Consider the following 16,273-nt stretch of genomic DNA (forward strand, 5'->3'; position numbering starts at 1 on the left):
GTAGATGCGAGAAATTTCCACCTTCTTCCCTGGCTAGCCGGTGTGACCAGGCAGAACGGGCAGCACTCACCTCGATCTTGTAGGTTGGGGGCCGTGGCGCGCAGCGTGTACCTGACCGGCGTTGGTTCGGGCGGGGGAAAATCGACGGTGGCGCTCGGCCTGGCCGAGCTGTTGTCCCGACAGGTGGAACGGATAGGCGCGTTCCGGCCGCTCGTCTCAGGTGAGGGGCCCGACCCCATCCTCGCCCTGCTCACCGAGCGCTACCGGATGGACCTGCCGGTCGACGAGCTGCACGGCGCCACGTACGCCGAGGCGAGCGCGCTCGTCGCGGACGGCCGCCGGGAGGAGCTGATCTCCCGGATCGTCACCCGCTACCGGGAGGTCGAGCGGCGCTGCCCGGCGATAGTGGTGGTCGGCAGCGACTTCGCCTACGGCGACGGCGCCGGCCCGCGCGAGCTGGCCTTCAACGCCCGGCTGGCGACCGAGTTCGGCAGCGTCGTGGTGCCCGTGGTGGACGGGTTCGGGCAGACGCCCGAGACGATCGCGGCGGCGCTGCGTGGCGCGTACCACGATCTGGTCGACCTCGGCGCGACGGTGATCGCGGCGCTGGCCAACCGCGTGCCGGAGCCGATGACGCTGCCCGAGCTGCCGGTGCCCGCGTACGCGATCCCGGAGGTGCCGACCGTGTCGGCCCCGACGGTGGCCGAGGTGGCGGCGGCGCTGCGCGGCACCGTGCTCACCGGCGACGCGACCGCGCTGGACCGCGACGTGCTCGACTACGTGGTCGGCGCGGCGCACGTGCCGACGCTGCTGGACCACCTCACCGACGGGGCGCTGGTGATCACCCCGGGCGACCGTGCCGACCTGCTGGTGGCCGCCGGGGCCGCGCACGTGGCCGGGCAGGTGTCGCTGGCCGGGCTGGTGCTCACGCTCGGCGAGCAGCCCGACCCGCGCGCCATGCGCCTCGTCGAGCGGATGAACACCGGGCTCCCAGTGCTGTCGGTGCCGAGCGATAGCTACGACACGGTGTCCGCGTCCAGCCGGATCGAGGGCCGCCCCAGCACCGCCAACCCGCGCAAGGTCGAGGCCGCGCTCGGCGCGTTCGAACGCTGCGTGGACACCGACGACCTGGCCCGCCGGCTGCGGGTCAGCCGTTCCGCGCGGGTCACCCCGCTGATGTTCGAGAACGACCTGATCGACAGGGCCCGCGCCCGGCGCCGCCGGCTCGTGCTGCCCGAGGGCGCCGACGAGCGGATCCTGCGCGCGACCGAGGTGCTGCTGCGCCGGGGCGTCGCCGAGATCACCCTTCTCGGCCGCCCGGACGAGATCGCCCGGCGGACCCGGGAACTGGGCGTCGACCTCGGTGACGCCCAGGTCGTCGACCCGGCGAGCAGCCCGTGGCGGGACGAGTTCGCGCAGGCGTACGCGGAGTTGCGCGCCCACCGGGGCGTCACAGTGGAGCTGGCGCACGACATCGTGGCGCAGCCCAACTACTTCGGCACGATGATGGTGGAGACCGGCCACGCCGACGGCATGGTCTCCGGCGCCACCCACACCACTGCCGCCACCATCCGGCCCGCGTTCGAGATCATCCGGACCGTGCCCGGCGTCTCCGTCGCCTCCAGCGTCTTCTTCATGCTGCTCGCCGACCGGGTGCTGGTGTACGGCGACTGCGCGGTCAACCCCGACCCGGACGCCGACCAGCTCGCCGACATCGCCATCTCGTCTGCCGACACGGCGGCCCGGTTCGGCATCGAGCCGCGGGTGGCGATGCTGTCGTACTCCACCGGCAGCTCCGGCTCCGGCGCCGACGTGGAGAAGGTCGCGGCGGCCACCAAGCTCGTCCGGGAACGCCGGCCCGACCTGCTCGTCGAGGGCCCGATCCAGTACGACGCGGCGATCGACCCGCAGGTGGCGGCCACCAAGCTGCCGGACAGCCCGGTCGCCGGGCGGGCCACCGTGTTCATCTTCCCGGACCTGAACACCGGCAACAACACGTACAAGGCGGTGCAGCGGTCCGCCGGAGCGGTGGCCGTCGGGCCGGTCATGCAGGGCCTGCGCCGGCCCGTCAACGACCTGTCCCGGGGCGCTACCGTTCCGGACATCGTCAACACGGTGGCGATCACCGCCATCCAGGCCGCCGCGGAGGCGTCGGAATGAGCCGCATCCTGGTCCTCAACAGCGGGTCCTCGTCGGTCAAGTACCGGCTGTACGACGGCGACGACGTCCTGGACAAGGGCACGGTCGAGCGGATCGGCGAACCGGGCGGCGGGCCGGCCGACCACGAGAGCGCGGTCCGGGAGATCATCGGCCGGCTCGACCTGACCGGGCTGGCCGGTGTCGGTCACCGGGTGGTGCACGGCGGGCGGAAGTTCAGCGCGCCGGTACGCGTCGACGACGCCGTCGTCGCCGCGATCGAGGATCTGGTGCCGCTGGCGCCGCTGCACAACCCGGCCAACCTCGCCGGCATCCGGGTCGCGCTGGAGGCGCTGCCGGACACCCCGCAGGTCGCGGTCTTCGACACCGCGTTCCACCACACGCTGCCCGAGGCCGCCGCCACGTACGCGATCGACAAGGACACCGCCGAGCGTTACGGCGTACGCCGCTACGGCTTCCACGGCACCTCGCACGCGTACGTCTCGCGTCGCGTCGCCGACCTGCTCGACCGCCCGTACGACGAGATCAACACCATCACGCTGCACCTGGGCAACGGAGCGAGCGCGTGTGCCGTACAGGGCGGGCGCAGCGTGGCCACCTCGATGGGCATGTCCCCGCTGGAGGGGCTGGTGATGGGCACCCGCAGCGGCGACCTCGACCCGACTGTCATCTTCCACCTGCGCCGCGAGGGCGGCATGGTCGTCGACGACATCGACGACCTGCTCAACCACCGCAGCGGCCTGCTCGGGCTGACCGGCGTCAACGACATGCGCGAGGTGCTGGCCCGCCGCGACGCCGGTGACCCGGATGCGACGCTGGCCTTCGACGTCTACTGCCGCCGGATCACCGGCTACGTGGGCGCGTACTACGCGCTGCTCGGCCGGGTCGACGCGATCGCGTTCACCGCCGGGGTCGGCGAGCACGCCGCACCCGTCCGGGCCGCGTCGCTGGCCGGGCTGGAGCGGCTGGGCGTCACCGTCGACCCGGCACGCAACGACGGTCAGGGCGACCGGGTCGTCTCCCCCGACGGCGCGGAGGTGGCGGTGCTGGTGGTCGGCACCGACGAGGAGCGGGAGATCGCCCGCGAGACCCGCGAGGTGCTCGGCGTCTGACCGCGGGCGCCCGGTCCTCCGCGCGGCCCGGCCCGGATCAGCCCAGGGCGATCCAGGCGACCAGGGCGACGACCACCACGGCGGCGACTGCGACGCCGGCGATCAGCGGCAGGCGGGACGGCGCCGACGCCGGCGCGGCCGGCTCGGGAGAATCGACGAATGCGCGGAACTGCGCGGTGTTGCCACTCGGGTCGGTGTAGTTCTCAGCCATGCGGCTGACCCTAGCGAAGCCGAACCGGGCGGACCGTCCCGCCGGGCCGCCACCTGCGGATCCGGGTGGCGGGACCGGGCAGACCCGGCCACCCGGTGGAGGCGGGAGCCGCCCGGGTGGCGGCGCCGACCGGTCCGGACGGCTGGCGCGTGCCGCCCGCTCGGCTGCCTACCGTGCAGGTGTGAGGGGGCAGCGGCTGGTCGCCGCGCTGATGACGGCGCTGCTGGCCGGTTGCGGCCCGGCCGTGACCACGTCCGGCCCGGCGCCGGCCGCCCTCGGGCCCGCGCCGGAGCGCCCGTACGCGGTCGGGATGCGGCAGTTCACGCTCGACCCGGACGGCAGGCGCCCGCTGCCGGTCACCGTCTGGTACCCGGCCGCGCCGCCTGCCGCACCGTCGCGCTCAGCCGTACTCCCGACGGGAACCGGCCCGGGCGGGCCTCGCGCGGTGGCCCTCCCGGCTCGCCAGTCGGTCGTCGCGGTCCCCTCCGGATCCGGCCGGGCCACACCGGCGAGCCCCGTTCCGGAGCGCGGACCGCAGGTCCGGCCGGGCGCGCCGTTCGCGGCCGGACGGTTCCCGGTGGTCCTCTACAGCCACGGCCTGCGCAGCCTGCCCGCCCTGCACGCGGCGCTGACCAGCCGCTGGGCCGCCGCCGGGTTCGTGGTGGTCGCGCCCACCTATCCGCGTACGAACCAGCGCGCCCGCGCCTACACCCGCGACGACGTCCGCAACCAGCCCGCCGACGCCTGGCGGCTGGTCCGTCACCTGGTCCGGCTGGGTGACCGCCCCGGCGATCCGCTCGGGGCGCACATGGCGGTGGACCGGTTCGCCGCCGCCGGGCACTCGGCCGGCGGTCACACGACGCTCGGCATGTTCGCCTCCGGGCAGCCGTCCCCGTTGCGGGCCGGAATCGTGATCGCCGGTGGCCGGATGGTTGCCGGTCTCTCTCGGCCGCTCGCACCGATGCTGTTCGTGCACGGGAGCGCCGACCGGATCGTGCCGGAGTCGATCGGCCGGGCCGCGTACGCCCGCTGCCTCGGCCCGGCCGCCTTCCTGACCCTGACCGGTCAGGGCCACGGCGAGTACCTGACGCCGGGCCGAACCGGGTTCACCCAGGTGCTCGCCACCACCACCGACTTCCTGCGATGGACGCTCTACGCCGACCGCGAGGCCCTGCACCGCCTCCCCACCGACGCGACAGCGCCCGGCACCACCACCTTCACGACCCGCTCCCTCCCGCCCACCCGCCCCTTGGCCCGTCGATCATGAAGTTGACGGCGTTCGCTGTCCGGTTTGTCGCCGCCAACTTCATGATCGACGGGGTCTGGGCGGGCGGCGAGGGGCGGCGAGGTGTGGGCGGGGTGGGTAGCGTGCGCGGGGTGGACGGGCTGGAGGGACGGCAACTGGGGGCGATCCGGGAGGTCGTCGATGTCGCCGATGCCGCCGGGATCGAGGTGTGGCTGCGCGGCGGCTGGGCGATGGACTTCCACCTCGGCGAGGTGACCCGGCCGCACGTCGACGTCGACTGGTACTGCTGGCGGCGCGACGCCGCACCGCTGGCCGACCGGCTCGGCGCGCTCGGCTGGCGGCCCGACCCCCGGATGCCCACCGAGACGCAGCTCGACCTGCTGCGCGGCGACGTCGAGCTGAGCTTCGCGTACCTGGACCGGGACGCGGACGGCCGGGTCGTCGTCGGCGCCGGACCATGGGCCGGCACCCTCCTGCCCGACGGGATGCTGAGCGGCCCGCCCGGGCGGATCGGCGCGTTCACCGCACCGGTGATCAGCGTCGGCGCCCAGATCGAGTTCAAGGAGATGTTCCCGGTCTGGATGCCGGAGCGCCCCCGCCGGGCCAAGGACGCCGCCGACCTGGCTCGTCTCCGGGGGTCAGCGGGTGGTCACCCGGCGCGCTGACCGGGCCTGGTGGCCGCCGATCGCGAGGCACAATCGAGTTCATGCGCCGTCGTCCCGCCGCCCTCGTCACCGCCGCCCTGCTCTCCGCCGCTCTCACCGGCTGCTCGGAGCAGCCCACCGCTCCCGCCGAGCGGCCCGCTCCCGACGCCCCACCGACGACGAGCACAGCCGCCCCGCGGGTGCCGGCCGGCAAGGCGCCCGCGGAGAGCTTCGCGGTCGGCGTACGCCAGGTGAAGCTGAACCGCGACGGCGACCGGCCGCTGCCGGTGACGCTCTGGTACCCGGCGGCGGGCGCTGCCGGCGGCGCGGTCGAGCGTTCCGCCCCGGCGGCGGAGGGGCGGTTCCCGGTGGTGCTGTTCAGCCACGGGCTGGGTGCCCGGCCGGAGGACTACCAGGCGCTGCTGACCCGCTGGGTGGCGGCCGGTTTCGTGGTCGCCGCGCCACGTTTCCCGCACACCTCCCGGGGCACCGACGGCAACCCGCTGGACGTGCTCAACCAGCCGGCCGACGTGTCGTACGTGCTGACCCGGGTGCTCGCGCTCGGCGAGAAGGCGGGCGACCCGCTGCGCGGCCGGCTGGACCCGGAGCGGGTGGCCGCGACCGGGCACAGCGCCGGCGGCGTGACCACTGTCGGGTTGTTCACCGCGAGCCGGGACGAGCGGCTGGACGCGGGCATCGTCTTCGCCGGCACCGCCCTCGGCGTGGGTACCGCCTTCGCCGGCGCCGCCGCGCCGCAGTTGTTCGTGCACGGCGAGGCCGACGAGGTGGTGTCGTACGCCGCCGGCAAGGCCGTGTACGACGCGGTGCCGTGGCCGAAGGCGATGCTCAGCCTGCCCCGGGGCGACCACGGCCGGGCACTGCTCGGCGACGGCAAGGCGCTCGGCGTGGTAGCCGACACCTCTGTCGAGTTCCTCCGCTGGACGCTGTACGGCGACCCGGCGGCGAAGAAGCGCCTGCCCGCCGACGCCTCCCGGGGCGGCCTGGCCACCCTCGACGACCGCCTGTAAGGAAGGGCCCCTTCTTAACGTCTCCGGTAGAGAAAGGGCCCCTTGTCAACGCGCCACACGGCTCAGGCGGTGTGGTCGACTACCACCTTGCCGAAGACCTCACCGGAGTGCAGCCGGGCGAACGCCTCGGAGATCTCGCTGAACGGCACCACCCGGTCGACCACCGGGCGCACCTCGTGCTCGGCGCAGAACGCGAGCAGCTCGGTCAGCTCGCCCGGCGTGCCCATCGAGGTGCCGAGGATCTCCAGCTGCATGGCGAAGACCCGGCGGAGGTTGACCTTCGGCTCGTGCCCGGCGGTGGCGCCGGAGACGACGATCCGGGCCATCGGGGCCGCCGACTTCAGCGAGTGGTCGAAGGTGGCCGCGCCGACCGTCTCGATCACCACGTCGACCCGTTCCGGCAGCCGCGCGCCGGGCTCCAGCGCGGTCGCGCCCAGCTCGGTGATCCGCTCCCGCTTGGCGGCGTCGCGGCTGGTCGCGTACACCCGCTTGCCGAGCGCGACGCCGAGCGCGACAGCCGCGGTGGCCACGCCACCGCCGGCGCCCTGGACCAGCACCGACTCGCCGTCGGCGACCCGGCCCTTCGTGGTCAGCATCCGCCAGGCGGTGAGCCAGGCCGTGGGCAGGCACGCCGCGTCGGTCGCCGACAGGCCGTCGGGCAGCGGCAGCAGGTTCATCCGGGGTACGGCGACGAGCTCGGCGAACGTGCCCTGGTAGTGCTCGGAGAGGATGGAGACCCCGCGCGGGTCGCCGGGGGTGGGCACCACCGGGTAGATGACCACCTCGTTGCCGTCCGGGTCGGTGCCGACCGCGTCGCAGCCGAGGATCATTGGGAGCTGGTCGGCGGTCAGGCCCACGCCGCGCAGCGACCAGAGGTCGTGGTGGTTGAGCGAGCTGGCCCGGACCCGCACGGTGACCCAGTCGTCCTGCGGGTGGGTCGGCTCGGGACGGTCGCCGACGGCGAGCGCGGCGAGCGGGTTGTCGGTGTCGAAGGCCGAGGCGAAGGCAGCACGCATGATCGGCACGGTAACAAGCTGAGCAGCAGTTAAGAAGGGGCCCTTCCTCTACCGGTGGCGTTAGGAAGGGCCCCTTCCTTACATCTCAGCGGCGGGCGACGCCGTCGCGGCGGGCGGCCTCGGCGACCGCCTCGGCGACCGCCGGGGCGACTCGCGGGTCCAGCGGCGAGGGCACGATCGCGTCGGCGGTCAGCGACTCGGCCACCACGCCGGCGATGGCGTCGGCGGCGGCCACCTTCATCGAGTCGGTGATCCGGGTCGCCCCGGCGTCCAGCGCGCCCCGGAACACGCCGGGGAACGCGAGCACGTTGTTGATCTGGTTCGGGTAGTCGCTGCGCCCGGTGGCGACCACCGCCACGTGCCGGGCGGCCACCTCGGGGTGCACCTCGGGGGTGGGATTCGCCAGCGCGAACACGATGCCGCCGGGGGCCATGCCGGCCACCGCCGCCTCCGGGATCTGGCCGCCGGAGACGCCCACGAGCACGTCCGCGTCGCGCAGCGCCTCGGTGATGTCGCCCTGCCGGCCCTCGGCGTTGGTGAGTTCGGCCAGCTCGGCCTTGGTGCCGGTCAGCTCGCGGTGCCGGCCGATGATGCCGCGCGAGTCGCACACCACCACCCGCTCCGGGTCGACGCCGCCGGCGATCAGCATCTTGGTGACCGCCACCCCGGCCGCGCCCGCGCCGCTGACCGCCACCCGCAGGTCGCCGAGCTTGCGGTTGAGCAGCGTCGCGGCGTTGCGCAGCGCGGCGAGCACCACGATCGCGGTGCCGTGCTGGTCGTCGTGGAAGACCGGGATGTCCAGCGCCTCGTCGAGCCGGCGCTCCACCTCGAAGCAGCGCGGGGCGCTGATGTCCTCCAGGTTGATGCCGCCGAACGACGGCGCGAGCGCCCTGACGGTGGCCACGATCTCGTCCACGTCCTGGGTGTCCAGGCAGACCGGCACCGCGTCCACGCCGCCGAACTGCTTGAACAGCACCGCCTTGCCCTCCATCACGGGCAGCGCGGCGCGCGGGCCAATGTTGCCCAGACCGAGTACGGCGGAGCCGTCGGTGACCACGGCGACGGTGTGCGACACCCAGGTGTAGGTGTCGACGAGCGCGGGGTCGGCGGCGATCGCCTCACACACCCGGGCGACACCCGGGGTGTACGCGAGGGAGAGGTCCTCGCGGCTGGTCAGCGGCACGGTGGAGGCGACCGCCATCTTGCCGCCGACGTGCAGGCGGAAGACGGGATCGGCGGGGTCCGGGGTGGACGAAGACATGGTGACTCCAGGATCTGTCGAGCAGACGGACCGGCCGGCAGTGGTCAGCGCTGGTCAGCGACCGGCGGCGCGGCGGTGCGGGGGTCACCCGGGCACTTTTCGAGCATAGTCACGCACCCGCGCCCAGTATGTGAGCGGGGTCATATCCGCTTCGGTCGTTACCGTCCTCTGACCCGTCCCGGACGTGGCCACCAGCGGGCCACCACCCGGCCCCGGACGTCGGCCACCCCGTACGCCCGGGAGTCGTCGGTGACGAACTCGTTGTCGCCGCGCAACCACCACCCGCCGTCGCGCGGTTCCACCGCCCGCTTGACGACGAGCAGGTCGGGGCGGCTGCGGAACACCGCCACCACCACGTCGCCGGGGCGTACCGGCCGGCCGCCGGTGCGGACCAGCACCGCGTCGCCGTGACGCAGCGTGGGGGCCATGGAGGGGCCGGTCACCAGCACCGGAACCAGCGGGCCGCGCAGCGCCGGATGCCCGTCGGTGCTCGTCACGTCACCTCCCGGCCCCTGAGGGCGTCTCCAGGAGTAATGTCGTCTTGGATCATCGCAAACAACCCATGGAGGACCCTGATGCGCCTTCCCCGCATCCTCACGCCCCGGGTGACGGCCAGCGCTCACTGCGACCTGCCCTGCGGCGTATACGACCCGGCCCAGGCCCGGATCGAGGCCGAGTCGGTCAAAATGATCTGCGAGAAGTACCAGGCCAACACCGACCCGGAGTTCCGCACCCGCGCCATCCTGATCAAGGAGCAGCGGGCGGAGCTGGTCAAGCACCACCTGTGGGTGCTCTGGACCGACTACTTCAAGGCACCGCACTTCGAGAAGTACCCCCACCTGCACCAGCTGTTCAACGAGGCCACCAAGCTGGCCGGCGCGGCCGGCGCCAAGGGCGCCACCGACCCGGCCAAGGCCGACGAGCTGCTGGCGAAGATCGACGAGATCTCGAAGATCTTCTGGGAGACCAAGCAGGCGTGACGTCGCCCGACGGCACTCCGACGATCCGGCCGGTACGTCCCGAGGACGTACCGGCCGTCGTCGCCATGGTGCACGAACTCGCCGAGTACGAGCGCGCCCCGGAGCAGTGCCACCTCACCACGGCGCAGCTCGACGCGGCCCTGTTCGGCCCCGCCCCGGCGCTGTACGGCCACGTCGCCGTCGACGCGTCGGGCCGGCCGGTCGGTTTCGCGCTCTGGTTCCTCAACTTCTCCACCTGGGCCGGCGTGCACGGCATCTACCTGGAGGACCTCTACGTCCGCCCGGACGCCCGGGGCACCGGCGCGGGCCGGATGCTGCTCGCCACGCTCGCCGCGATCTGCGTCGAGCGCGGCTACCAGCGGCTGGAGTGGTGGATGATCCACTGGAACCCGGCGGCCCGTTTCTACGCCGCGATCGGCGCCACGCCGATGGACGAGTGGACCCCGTACCGCCTGGCCGGGCCGGCGTTGCGCGAGCTCGCCACGCACGCGACGGCCGTGCCCACGCGGCCCGTCCGCTGACCGGGTAGAGTCCCGCACCGGGGGGAGGAGCCGTGACTCAACTGACCGGGCACCCGGCGACCGACGACGACGTCGTCCATCTCACCGTGCCCGCCGACGGTGGTTACCTCGGCGTGCTCCGCACCGCCACGGCCGGCCTCGCGGCCCGGCTCCAGTTCGCCCTCGACGAGATCGAGGATCTGCGCATCGCCGTCGACGAGGCGTGCGCCATGCTGCTCGCGATCGCCACCCGCGACGCCGAGCTGGAGTGCCGGTTCGCGGTCACCGAGGACGCGCTCACCGTCGAGGTGACGGTGCCGACGGTCCGGGGCGCCACGCTCCCGTCCGAGTCGTCCTTCGCCTGGAAGGTGCTGACGGCACTGACCACCGGGGCGAACGCCCACGCATCAGCCGGCCGGGCCACCATCTCGCTGCTGACCCGCCGCGCCGGCGGCTACTGACCGGCTCGGCCGGCGGCCACCGGCCGGCTCGGTCCGGCCCACACCGGCCGGCGGAGGCCGGACCGGGGTGGGTCGCGTTCAGCGGGCCGGCTCGCCGAAGCCCAGCGCGCGGTTGGTCGGACCGCTCACCAGCAGCCCGACCATGCCGATCCCGAGCGCGATCAGCGGCACCCCGAGCCAGCCCATGCCGCCCTCGATCATGAACCAGCCGACCGGCAGCAGCATGAGCTGGAGCACGATGGCCGGTGCGCGGGCCCCGGCCCGGCGGCGGGACAGCGCGCCGCCGAGCGCCCAGAGCGCCACCGCGCCGCCGGCGGCGAAGACGGTCACCAGCAGCGCCGAGGTCAGATCCGTGGTGTCGGCGGTGAGGTCGGACCAGATGAGCCACACCGCGATCAGCCCCAGCGCCACCGCCTGGGCACGTAGCAGGAGCACCGCCGCGCGCAGCGTGCCGGGGAGCGGGTCGGAGTCGATCGTCACGGCCGCCACGATACCGGTGGGTAGGCGCGGTATTGTGCCGCCCATGCGGGCCGTCCTGGTGGTCAATCCGAAGGCCACCACCACCAGCGAGCGCAGCCGGGACGTGCTGGTCCGGGCGTTGCGCAGTGAAGTCGACCTGTCGGTGCGTTACACCCGCCGACGGGGCCACGCCATGGATCTGGCCCGGGAGGCCGCCCAGGAGGGCGTCGACCTGGTCGTCACGCTCGGCGGTGACGGCACCGTCAACGAGGTGGTGAACGGTCTGATGGCGGCGGAGCCGCCGACGTTCCGTACCGGGCAGACCTCGGCCGAGCGGCTGCCCGCGCTGGCCACCGTGCCGGGCGGTTCGACGAACGTCTTCGCCCGCGCGCTCGGGCTGCCCCGGGAGTGGCCCGACGGCACCAGCATGATCCTGGAAGGGCTGCGGCTCGGCCGGTCCCGCACGATCGGGCTGGGGCGGGCCGACGACCGCTACTTCACGTTCTGCGCCGGCTTCGGGCTGGACGCGGCGGTCATCCGCCGGGTGGAACAGGCCCGCAAGAAGGGGCGCGTCTCCACGCCGGCGCTCTACTTCCGCTCCACCGCGAGTCAGTACTTCGTCGGCTCGGACCGCCGCCACCCGTCGATCAGACTGGAGCGTCCGGGTGAGCCGCCCGCGACGGAGCTGGCCACCACGATCATCCAGAACACCGCGCCGTGGACGTACCTGGGCGACCGGGAGATCAATCCGAACCCGGAGGCGTCCTTCGACCTCGGGCTCGACGTGCTCGCGTTGCGGCGGCTGCGGGTGGCCAGCACGGCCCGTACGGCGGCGCAGTTCTTCTCGAAGCGACCGGATCCGCACGGCAAGCAGGTGCTGCGGCTGCACGACGTGGCCGAGTTCACGCTCGTCTCGGACCGTCCGCTGCCGTTCCAACTGGACGGGGACTACCTCGGCGAGCGGGAGAAAGTCCGGTTCACGTCCGTTCCGGCCGCACTGAGAGTAATCTGCTAGGTCTCGGGTATCTGAGTCGGTTGACGCGGACCCCCCGCCGCGCGGGTGCGGTGGCCGCCACGCCGAGGAAGGGTGCCGGAAATGTCAGCAACGTCACGCGGACCGTACTACATTGATTATCGACTGTGGCACGCCGGGTAACCAGGGCACTGGCAAACCCGGACAAATGGGTGGTGAGCCCGCTCACTGTTCGGAGTTTTTCCGAGCGTCACCCTTGACATCGCTGTAGTTCGTGAAAGTATTCACAAGCGAACTCGTGTTGCCGGGACATTGCCTGGATATGCTCGTTCGGTTGAGCTGTTCCAGCAGGTTCACGAGCCCACAGCCTGCTCACGCAGCGCCGAATTGATGGATGCTGACCGTCACCATTCGGCATTGCGGACGCATATAGGAATAGCAACGAAGCGTTATCTGGCCACCCACTAAGAATGAGGAGTGTTGCCGCCATGGACTGGCGCCACGATTCGGTCTGCCGCGACGAGGACCCGGAGCTGTTCTTCCCGATCGGGACGTCCGGCCCGGCCCTCCTTCAGGTGGAACAGGCGAAGGCCGTCTGCCGGCGCTGCCCCGTGACCGACCAGTGCCTGCAGTGGGCGCTGGAGTCCGGTCAGGACGCCGGTGTCTGGGGCGGGATGAGCGAGGAGGAGCGTCGCGCGGTGAAGCGCCGCGGCGGCCTCCGTGTGCTGCGCGCTCACTCCGCCTGACCCGTACACGCTGAACGCCCCGGCCGGGATTCCCGGCCGGGGCGTTCTGCTGTCCCGGACCGGGTTCAGCGGGTCACCGCCTCCACCCGCCGCCGGACCAGGTCGGCCAGCTCCGGCAGGTCGGTCAGCGGGTCGGCCACCGCCACCGCGCCGGCCGACCGGGCCGCCGCGCGTACCCCGTCGTGGAACCGGCCCGGGGCCAGGAAGTAGGCGGCCACCGCGACCCGGCGGGCGCCCGCCGCGCGCAGGCGCGCCACCGCGCCGCCGACCTCCGGGGGCGCCGCCGAGGCGTACGAGACGCGGCAGGGCACACCCAGCCCGGCGCCGAACGCCGCGGCGACCCGGCCCACCGAGGCTCGCGCCGCCGGATCCCGGGTACCGGCCGCCGCCAGCACCACCGCGTCCAGCCCACTCGGACCGTCGCCGGTCGCCTCCGCCAGGCGGCGGCGCAGCCCGTCCAGCAACCCGCCGTCCACCCCGCCGCCGGTCGGCCCCAGCACGTCGGTCACCCGTACCTCGATGTCCGCGCCGGCCGCCGCGACCGCCGCCGGGATGTCCACCTTCCGGTGGTACGCGGCGGTCAGCAGCAGCGGCACCAGGACCGCCCGGGAGTGACCGGCGGCGGACAGCCCGCGCAGCACCTCGGCCGGCCCGGGATCGGTGTGGTCGAGCCAGCTCGGCAGCACCGGACGCCCCGGCCAGGTGGCCGCCACGGCGAGCGCCAGCGCCCGGGTCGCCTCGGCCGCGCGCGGGTCACGGCTGCCGTGGGCCACCAGCACCACCGGCGGCCCGGCGCTCAGGTGTGCAGGCCGCACTCGGTCTTCTCGAACATCGCCCAGCGCCCGGCGCGCGCGTCCTCCCCCGCCCTGGTCCGCCGCGTGCACGGCCAGCAGCCGATCGAGCCGTAGCCGCGGGCGAACAGCTCGTTCACCGGAATGTCGTACCGGGCCACGTAGGCGTCCACCTCCCGCTGCGTCCAGGCCGCTATCGGGTTCACCTTGACCTTGCCGCGCCGCGCGTCGAAGCCCACCACGGGCGTGTTCGCCCGGGTCGGCGACTCGTCCCGGCGCAGCCCGGCGGCCCAGGCGTCGTACCCGGACAGCGCCCGCTCCAGCGGCTCCACCTTGCGCAGCTGGCAGCAGTCGTCCGGGGACCTGTTGAACAGGCGCGGGCCGTACTGGCCGTCCTGCTGGCCCACGGTCATCCGGGGCCGGATCGAGCGCACCCGAACCGGCATCCGCCGGGCCACCTCGTCGCGGACCCGCAGCGTCTCCGGGAAGTGCAGCCCGGTGTCCAGGAACACCACGTCGACGCCGGGCGCGACCCGGGAGACCAGGTGCGCCAGCACGCCGTCGGCCATCGAGCTGGTCACGCAGAACCGCTCACCGAACGTCTCCACCGCCCAGCGCGCGATCTCCAGCGCGGGCGCGTCCGCCAGTTCCCGGCCGGCCTCCTCGGCCAGCGCGCGCAGCTCCTCCGGGTCGCGGCGAGCCGGCCCACCCGGGCCGATCAGGCCGAGGCCGGCGGCGGAGACGAGGCCGGTCACCGGGTCACCGCCCGGCTCAGCAGGCCGGTGAACTTGACCGCGAAGACCCGCGCACAGGCGTGGCACTCCCAGGCGCCGTGCCCGGCCTCGTGCGGCCGCAGGTCCTCCTCCCCGCAGTACGGGCAGTAGAGAGGCGCAGATCGGGCGTCGCTCATCGCGCCACCTCGCTTCGCTCGCTCATCGGAGCTCCTCCTCGTCGGCTCTGATCACCCAGTTGGCGAACGTCTCCCCCTCGGTCCGGCCGGCCAGGTAGCGGCGGGCGAGCCGTTCCACGTACTCCGGAAGCTCCTCGGCGGTGGTCTTCAGGCCGCGCAGCTTGCGGCCGAAGCCGGCCGTCTGCCCCTGCGCCATGCCGAGGCCGCCGCCGAGGTGCACCTGGAAGCCCTCGACCTGCCGGCCGTCCGGGCCGACCACGAGCTGGCCCTTGAGCCCGATGTCGGCGACCTGGGTGCGGGCGCAGGCGTTCGGGCAGCCGTTGAGGTGGATGGAGATGTCCGCGTCGAAGTCGCGCAGCCGCTCCTCCAGGCGCGCGACCAGTTCCTCGCCGCGCCGCTTGGTCTCGACGATGGCGAGCTTGCAGAACTCGATGCCGGTGCAGGCCATCGTGCCGCGCCGCCACGCCGACGGCCGGGCCTCCAGGCCGATCCCACGCAACGCCGTGACCAGCGAGTCGGTCCGCTCCGGCGCCACGTCCAGCACGAGCAGCTTCTGGTACGGCGTGAGCCGCACCCGGCCGCTTCCGTGCGCCTCGACCACGTCGGCGAGTTGCGCCAGCTGGGTGCCGGACACGCGGCCCACCACCGGGGCGGCGCCCACGTAGTTCGCGCCGTCGCGCTGGGCGTGCACGCCGATGTGGTCCACCGGCTTGGCCGGCAGGTCGGCGGCCGGACCGTCGAGCAGCGTGCGGCCCAGGTACTCCTTCTCCAGCACCTCCCGGAAGCGCTCCACGCCCCAGTCGGCGACCAGGAACTTCAGCCGGGCCCGGTTACGCAGACGGCGGTAGCCGTAGTCGCGGAAGATGCCGACCACCCCGGCCCACACGTCCGGCACCTCGTTGCGCGGCACCCAGACGCCGAGCCGCTTGGCGAGCATCGGGTTGGTGGAGAGTCCGCCGCCGACCCACACGTCGAAGCCGGGACCGTGCTCCGGGTGCTCCACACCGAGGAACGCGATGTCGTTCGCCTCGTACGGCGTGTCGACCAGCCAGGAGATCGAGGTCTTGAACTTGCGGGGCAGGTTGGAGAACGCCTTGTCGCCGACGTACCTGCTGACGATCTCGTCGATCGCCGGGGTCGGGTCGAGCACCTCGTCCCGGGCCACACCGGCGACCGGGCTGCCGAGCACGATCCGGGGGCAGTCGCCGCACGCCTCGGTGGTCTGCAGGCCGACCGCCTCCAGCCGGCGCCAGATCTCCGGCATGTCCTCGACCCGGATCCAGTGGTACTGGATGTTCTGCCGGTCGGTGATGTCGGCGGTGTCCCGGGCGAACTCGCGGGAGATGTCCGCGATCACCCGGAGCTGGGCCAGGTTGAGCTGGCCGCCGTCCACCCGGACCCGCAGCATGAAGAACTCGTCCTCCAGCTCGTGCGGCTCCAGCACGGCGGTCCGCCCGCCGTCGATGCCGGCCTTGCGCTGGGTGTAGAGGCCCCACCAGCGGAACCGGCCGCGCAGGTCCTGCGGGTCGATCGAGGCGAAACCGCGGTGGGCGTAGATGTTCTCGATCCGGTCCCGCACGTTCAGCGGGTCGTCGTCCTTCTTGATCCGCTCGTTGGGGTTGAGCGGCTCACGGTGCCCGAGCGCCCACTGCCCCTCGCCGCGTGGCCGGCGGGGCGCACGGGCGGCGGGCGCCGGGCTGTCGGGACGGGTCGGGGTGCTGCTGACCGCCATCGCGGCGTCCTCCATGGTCTGCTGCGGTGCCTGGAGCGCGGACGCG

19 protein-coding genes are annotated in these 16,273 nt (G+C 73.4%); 10 read left to right on the forward strand and 9 right to left on the reverse strand.

Annotated features, from left to right (window positions below; all coding sequences use genetic code 11):
- Window positions 1-84 precede the first annotated feature (84 nt).
- Window positions 85-2,160, forward strand: a complete 2,076-nt coding sequence (gene pta / locus ACGFIA_RS22245) for a phosphate acetyltransferase (RefSeq protein WP_357383750.1) — start codon at window positions 85-87, stop codon at window positions 2,158-2,160.
- Window positions 2,157-3,269: an acetate/propionate family kinase gene (locus ACGFIA_RS22250; protein WP_393261784.1), complete on the forward strand. Its 1,113-nt coding sequence runs from the start codon at window positions 2,157-2,159 to the stop codon at window positions 3,267-3,269. The genes pta and ACGFIA_RS22250 overlap by 4 nt, the downstream gene beginning before the upstream one ends.
- Window positions 3,270-3,306: 37 nt before the next feature.
- Here ACGFIA_RS22250 and ACGFIA_RS22255 read toward each other — a convergent pair whose 3' ends face one another.
- Window positions 3,307-3,480 (reverse strand): hypothetical protein, encoded by a 174-nt coding sequence (locus tag ACGFIA_RS22255; protein WP_216929420.1) that lies wholly within the window; start codon window positions 3,478-3,480, stop codon window positions 3,307-3,309.
- Window positions 3,481-3,661: 181 nt separating this feature from the next.
- On the opposite strand from ACGFIA_RS22255, the gene ACGFIA_RS22260 reads away from it, so the two are divergent.
- From ACGFIA_RS22260 to ACGFIA_RS22270, 3 genes are read left to right on the forward strand one after another with little or no spacing between them, the layout of a single operon-like run.
- Window positions 3,662-4,747, forward strand: a complete 1,086-nt coding sequence (locus tag ACGFIA_RS22260) for an alpha/beta hydrolase (protein WP_357480766.1) — start codon at window positions 3,662-3,664, stop codon at window positions 4,745-4,747.
- Entirely contained in the window at window positions 4,744-5,391 is a 648-nt protein-coding gene (locus ACGFIA_RS22265) for a nucleotidyltransferase domain-containing protein (RefSeq protein WP_393261789.1), read from the forward strand. Before ACGFIA_RS22260 ends, ACGFIA_RS22265 begins: the two co-directional genes overlap by 4 nt.
- A gap of 41 nt (window positions 5,392-5,432) precedes the next feature.
- Entirely contained in the window at window positions 5,433-6,398 is a 966-nt protein-coding gene (locus tag ACGFIA_RS22270) for a chlorophyllase (RefSeq protein ID WP_357383742.1), read from the forward strand.
- A 62-nt stretch (window positions 6,399-6,460) separates the two neighbouring features.
- On the opposite strand, the gene ACGFIA_RS22275 is transcribed toward ACGFIA_RS22270, so the two are convergent.
- From ACGFIA_RS22275 to ACGFIA_RS22285, 3 genes are all read right to left on the reverse strand, one after another.
- A complete protein-coding gene (locus ACGFIA_RS22275; protein WP_357383740.1) occupies window positions 6,461-7,414 on the reverse strand; it encodes a zinc-binding dehydrogenase in 954 nt (317 codons plus the stop codon).
- Between the two features lie 85 nt (window positions 7,415-7,499).
- Window positions 7,500-8,675 carry an NADP-dependent malic enzyme gene (locus ACGFIA_RS22280; RefSeq protein ID WP_357383738.1) on the reverse strand — a complete coding sequence of 392 codons (1,176 nt, stop codon included), beginning with the start codon at window positions 8,673-8,675 and terminating at the stop codon, window positions 7,500-7,502.
- 158 nt (window positions 8,676-8,833) lie between these two features.
- A complete protein-coding gene (locus tag ACGFIA_RS22285) occupies window positions 8,834-9,172 on the reverse strand; it encodes a S24/S26 family peptidase (protein WP_357383736.1) in 339 nt (112 codons plus the stop codon).
- Between the two features lie 78 nt (window positions 9,173-9,250).
- On the opposite strand from ACGFIA_RS22285, the gene sodN reads away from it, so the two are divergent.
- Genes sodN through ACGFIA_RS22300 form a run of 3 tightly spaced genes read left to right on the forward strand, consistent with a single transcriptional unit; the run spans window position 9,251 to window position 10,616 of the window.
- Window positions 9,251-9,655 (forward strand): superoxide dismutase, Ni, encoded by a 405-nt coding sequence (gene sodN / locus ACGFIA_RS22290; RefSeq protein ID WP_128138300.1) that lies wholly within the window; start codon window positions 9,251-9,253, stop codon window positions 9,653-9,655.
- Window positions 9,652-10,176: a GNAT family N-acetyltransferase gene (locus ACGFIA_RS22295; protein ID WP_357383734.1), complete on the forward strand. Its 525-nt coding sequence runs from the start codon at window positions 9,652-9,654 to the stop codon at window positions 10,174-10,176. Before sodN ends, ACGFIA_RS22295 begins: the two co-directional genes overlap by 4 nt.
- Window positions 10,177-10,208: 32 nt before the next feature.
- Window positions 10,209-10,616, forward strand: coding sequence for an ATP-binding protein (locus ACGFIA_RS22300; protein ID WP_357383732.1), 408 nt, complete (start codon window positions 10,209-10,211; stop codon window positions 10,614-10,616).
- Between the two features lie 78 nt (window positions 10,617-10,694).
- Here the strand turns inward: ACGFIA_RS22300 and ACGFIA_RS22305 are convergent, their stop codons facing one another.
- Window positions 10,695-11,096, reverse strand: a complete 402-nt coding sequence (locus tag ACGFIA_RS22305) for a hypothetical protein (RefSeq protein ID WP_357383730.1) — start codon at window positions 11,094-11,096, stop codon at window positions 10,695-10,697.
- Between the two features lie 43 nt (window positions 11,097-11,139).
- Between ACGFIA_RS22305 and ACGFIA_RS22310 the strand changes: the two genes are divergently transcribed.
- Together ACGFIA_RS22310 and ACGFIA_RS22315 are read left to right on the forward strand one after the other, a co-directional pair.
- Complete coding sequence (locus ACGFIA_RS22310) at window positions 11,140-12,090, forward strand: diacylglycerol kinase family protein (RefSeq protein ID WP_357383728.1); 951 nt, start codon at window positions 11,140-11,142, stop codon at window positions 12,088-12,090.
- Between the two features lie 446 nt (window positions 12,091-12,536).
- Window positions 12,537-12,794, forward strand: a complete 258-nt coding sequence (locus ACGFIA_RS22315) for a WhiB family transcriptional regulator (protein ID WP_013288358.1) — start codon at window positions 12,537-12,539, stop codon at window positions 12,792-12,794.
- 65 nt (window positions 12,795-12,859) lie between these two features.
- On the opposite strand, the gene ACGFIA_RS22320 is transcribed toward ACGFIA_RS22315, so the two are convergent.
- From ACGFIA_RS22320 to ACGFIA_RS22335, 4 genes are read right to left on the reverse strand one after another with little or no spacing between them, the layout of a single operon-like run.
- Complete coding sequence (locus ACGFIA_RS22320) at window positions 12,860-13,609, reverse strand: CbiX/SirB N-terminal domain-containing protein (RefSeq protein ID WP_357383726.1); 750 nt, start codon at window positions 13,607-13,609, stop codon at window positions 12,860-12,862.
- Window positions 13,591-14,340, reverse strand: coding sequence for a phosphoadenylyl-sulfate reductase (locus tag ACGFIA_RS22325; protein ID WP_357383723.1), 750 nt, complete (start codon window positions 14,338-14,340; stop codon window positions 13,591-13,593). Before ACGFIA_RS22325 ends, ACGFIA_RS22320 begins: the two co-directional genes overlap by 19 nt.
- Entirely contained in the window at window positions 14,337-14,495 is a 159-nt protein-coding gene (locus ACGFIA_RS22330) for a hypothetical protein (RefSeq protein ID WP_013288361.1), read from the reverse strand. Before ACGFIA_RS22330 ends, ACGFIA_RS22325 begins: the two co-directional genes overlap by 4 nt.
- Before the next feature lie 22 nt (window positions 14,496-14,517).
- The gene (locus ACGFIA_RS22335) at window positions 14,518-16,227 is read right to left on the reverse strand and encodes a nitrite/sulfite reductase (protein WP_393261797.1); all 1,710 of its coding nucleotides are present in this window, start codon (window positions 16,225-16,227) and stop codon (window positions 14,518-14,520) included.
- Window positions 16,228-16,273: the final 46 nt, after the last annotated feature.

Source organism: Micromonospora sp. NPDC049203, from assembly GCF_043197215.1.
GTDB lineage: Bacteria > Actinomycetota > Actinomycetes > Mycobacteriales > Micromonosporaceae > Micromonospora.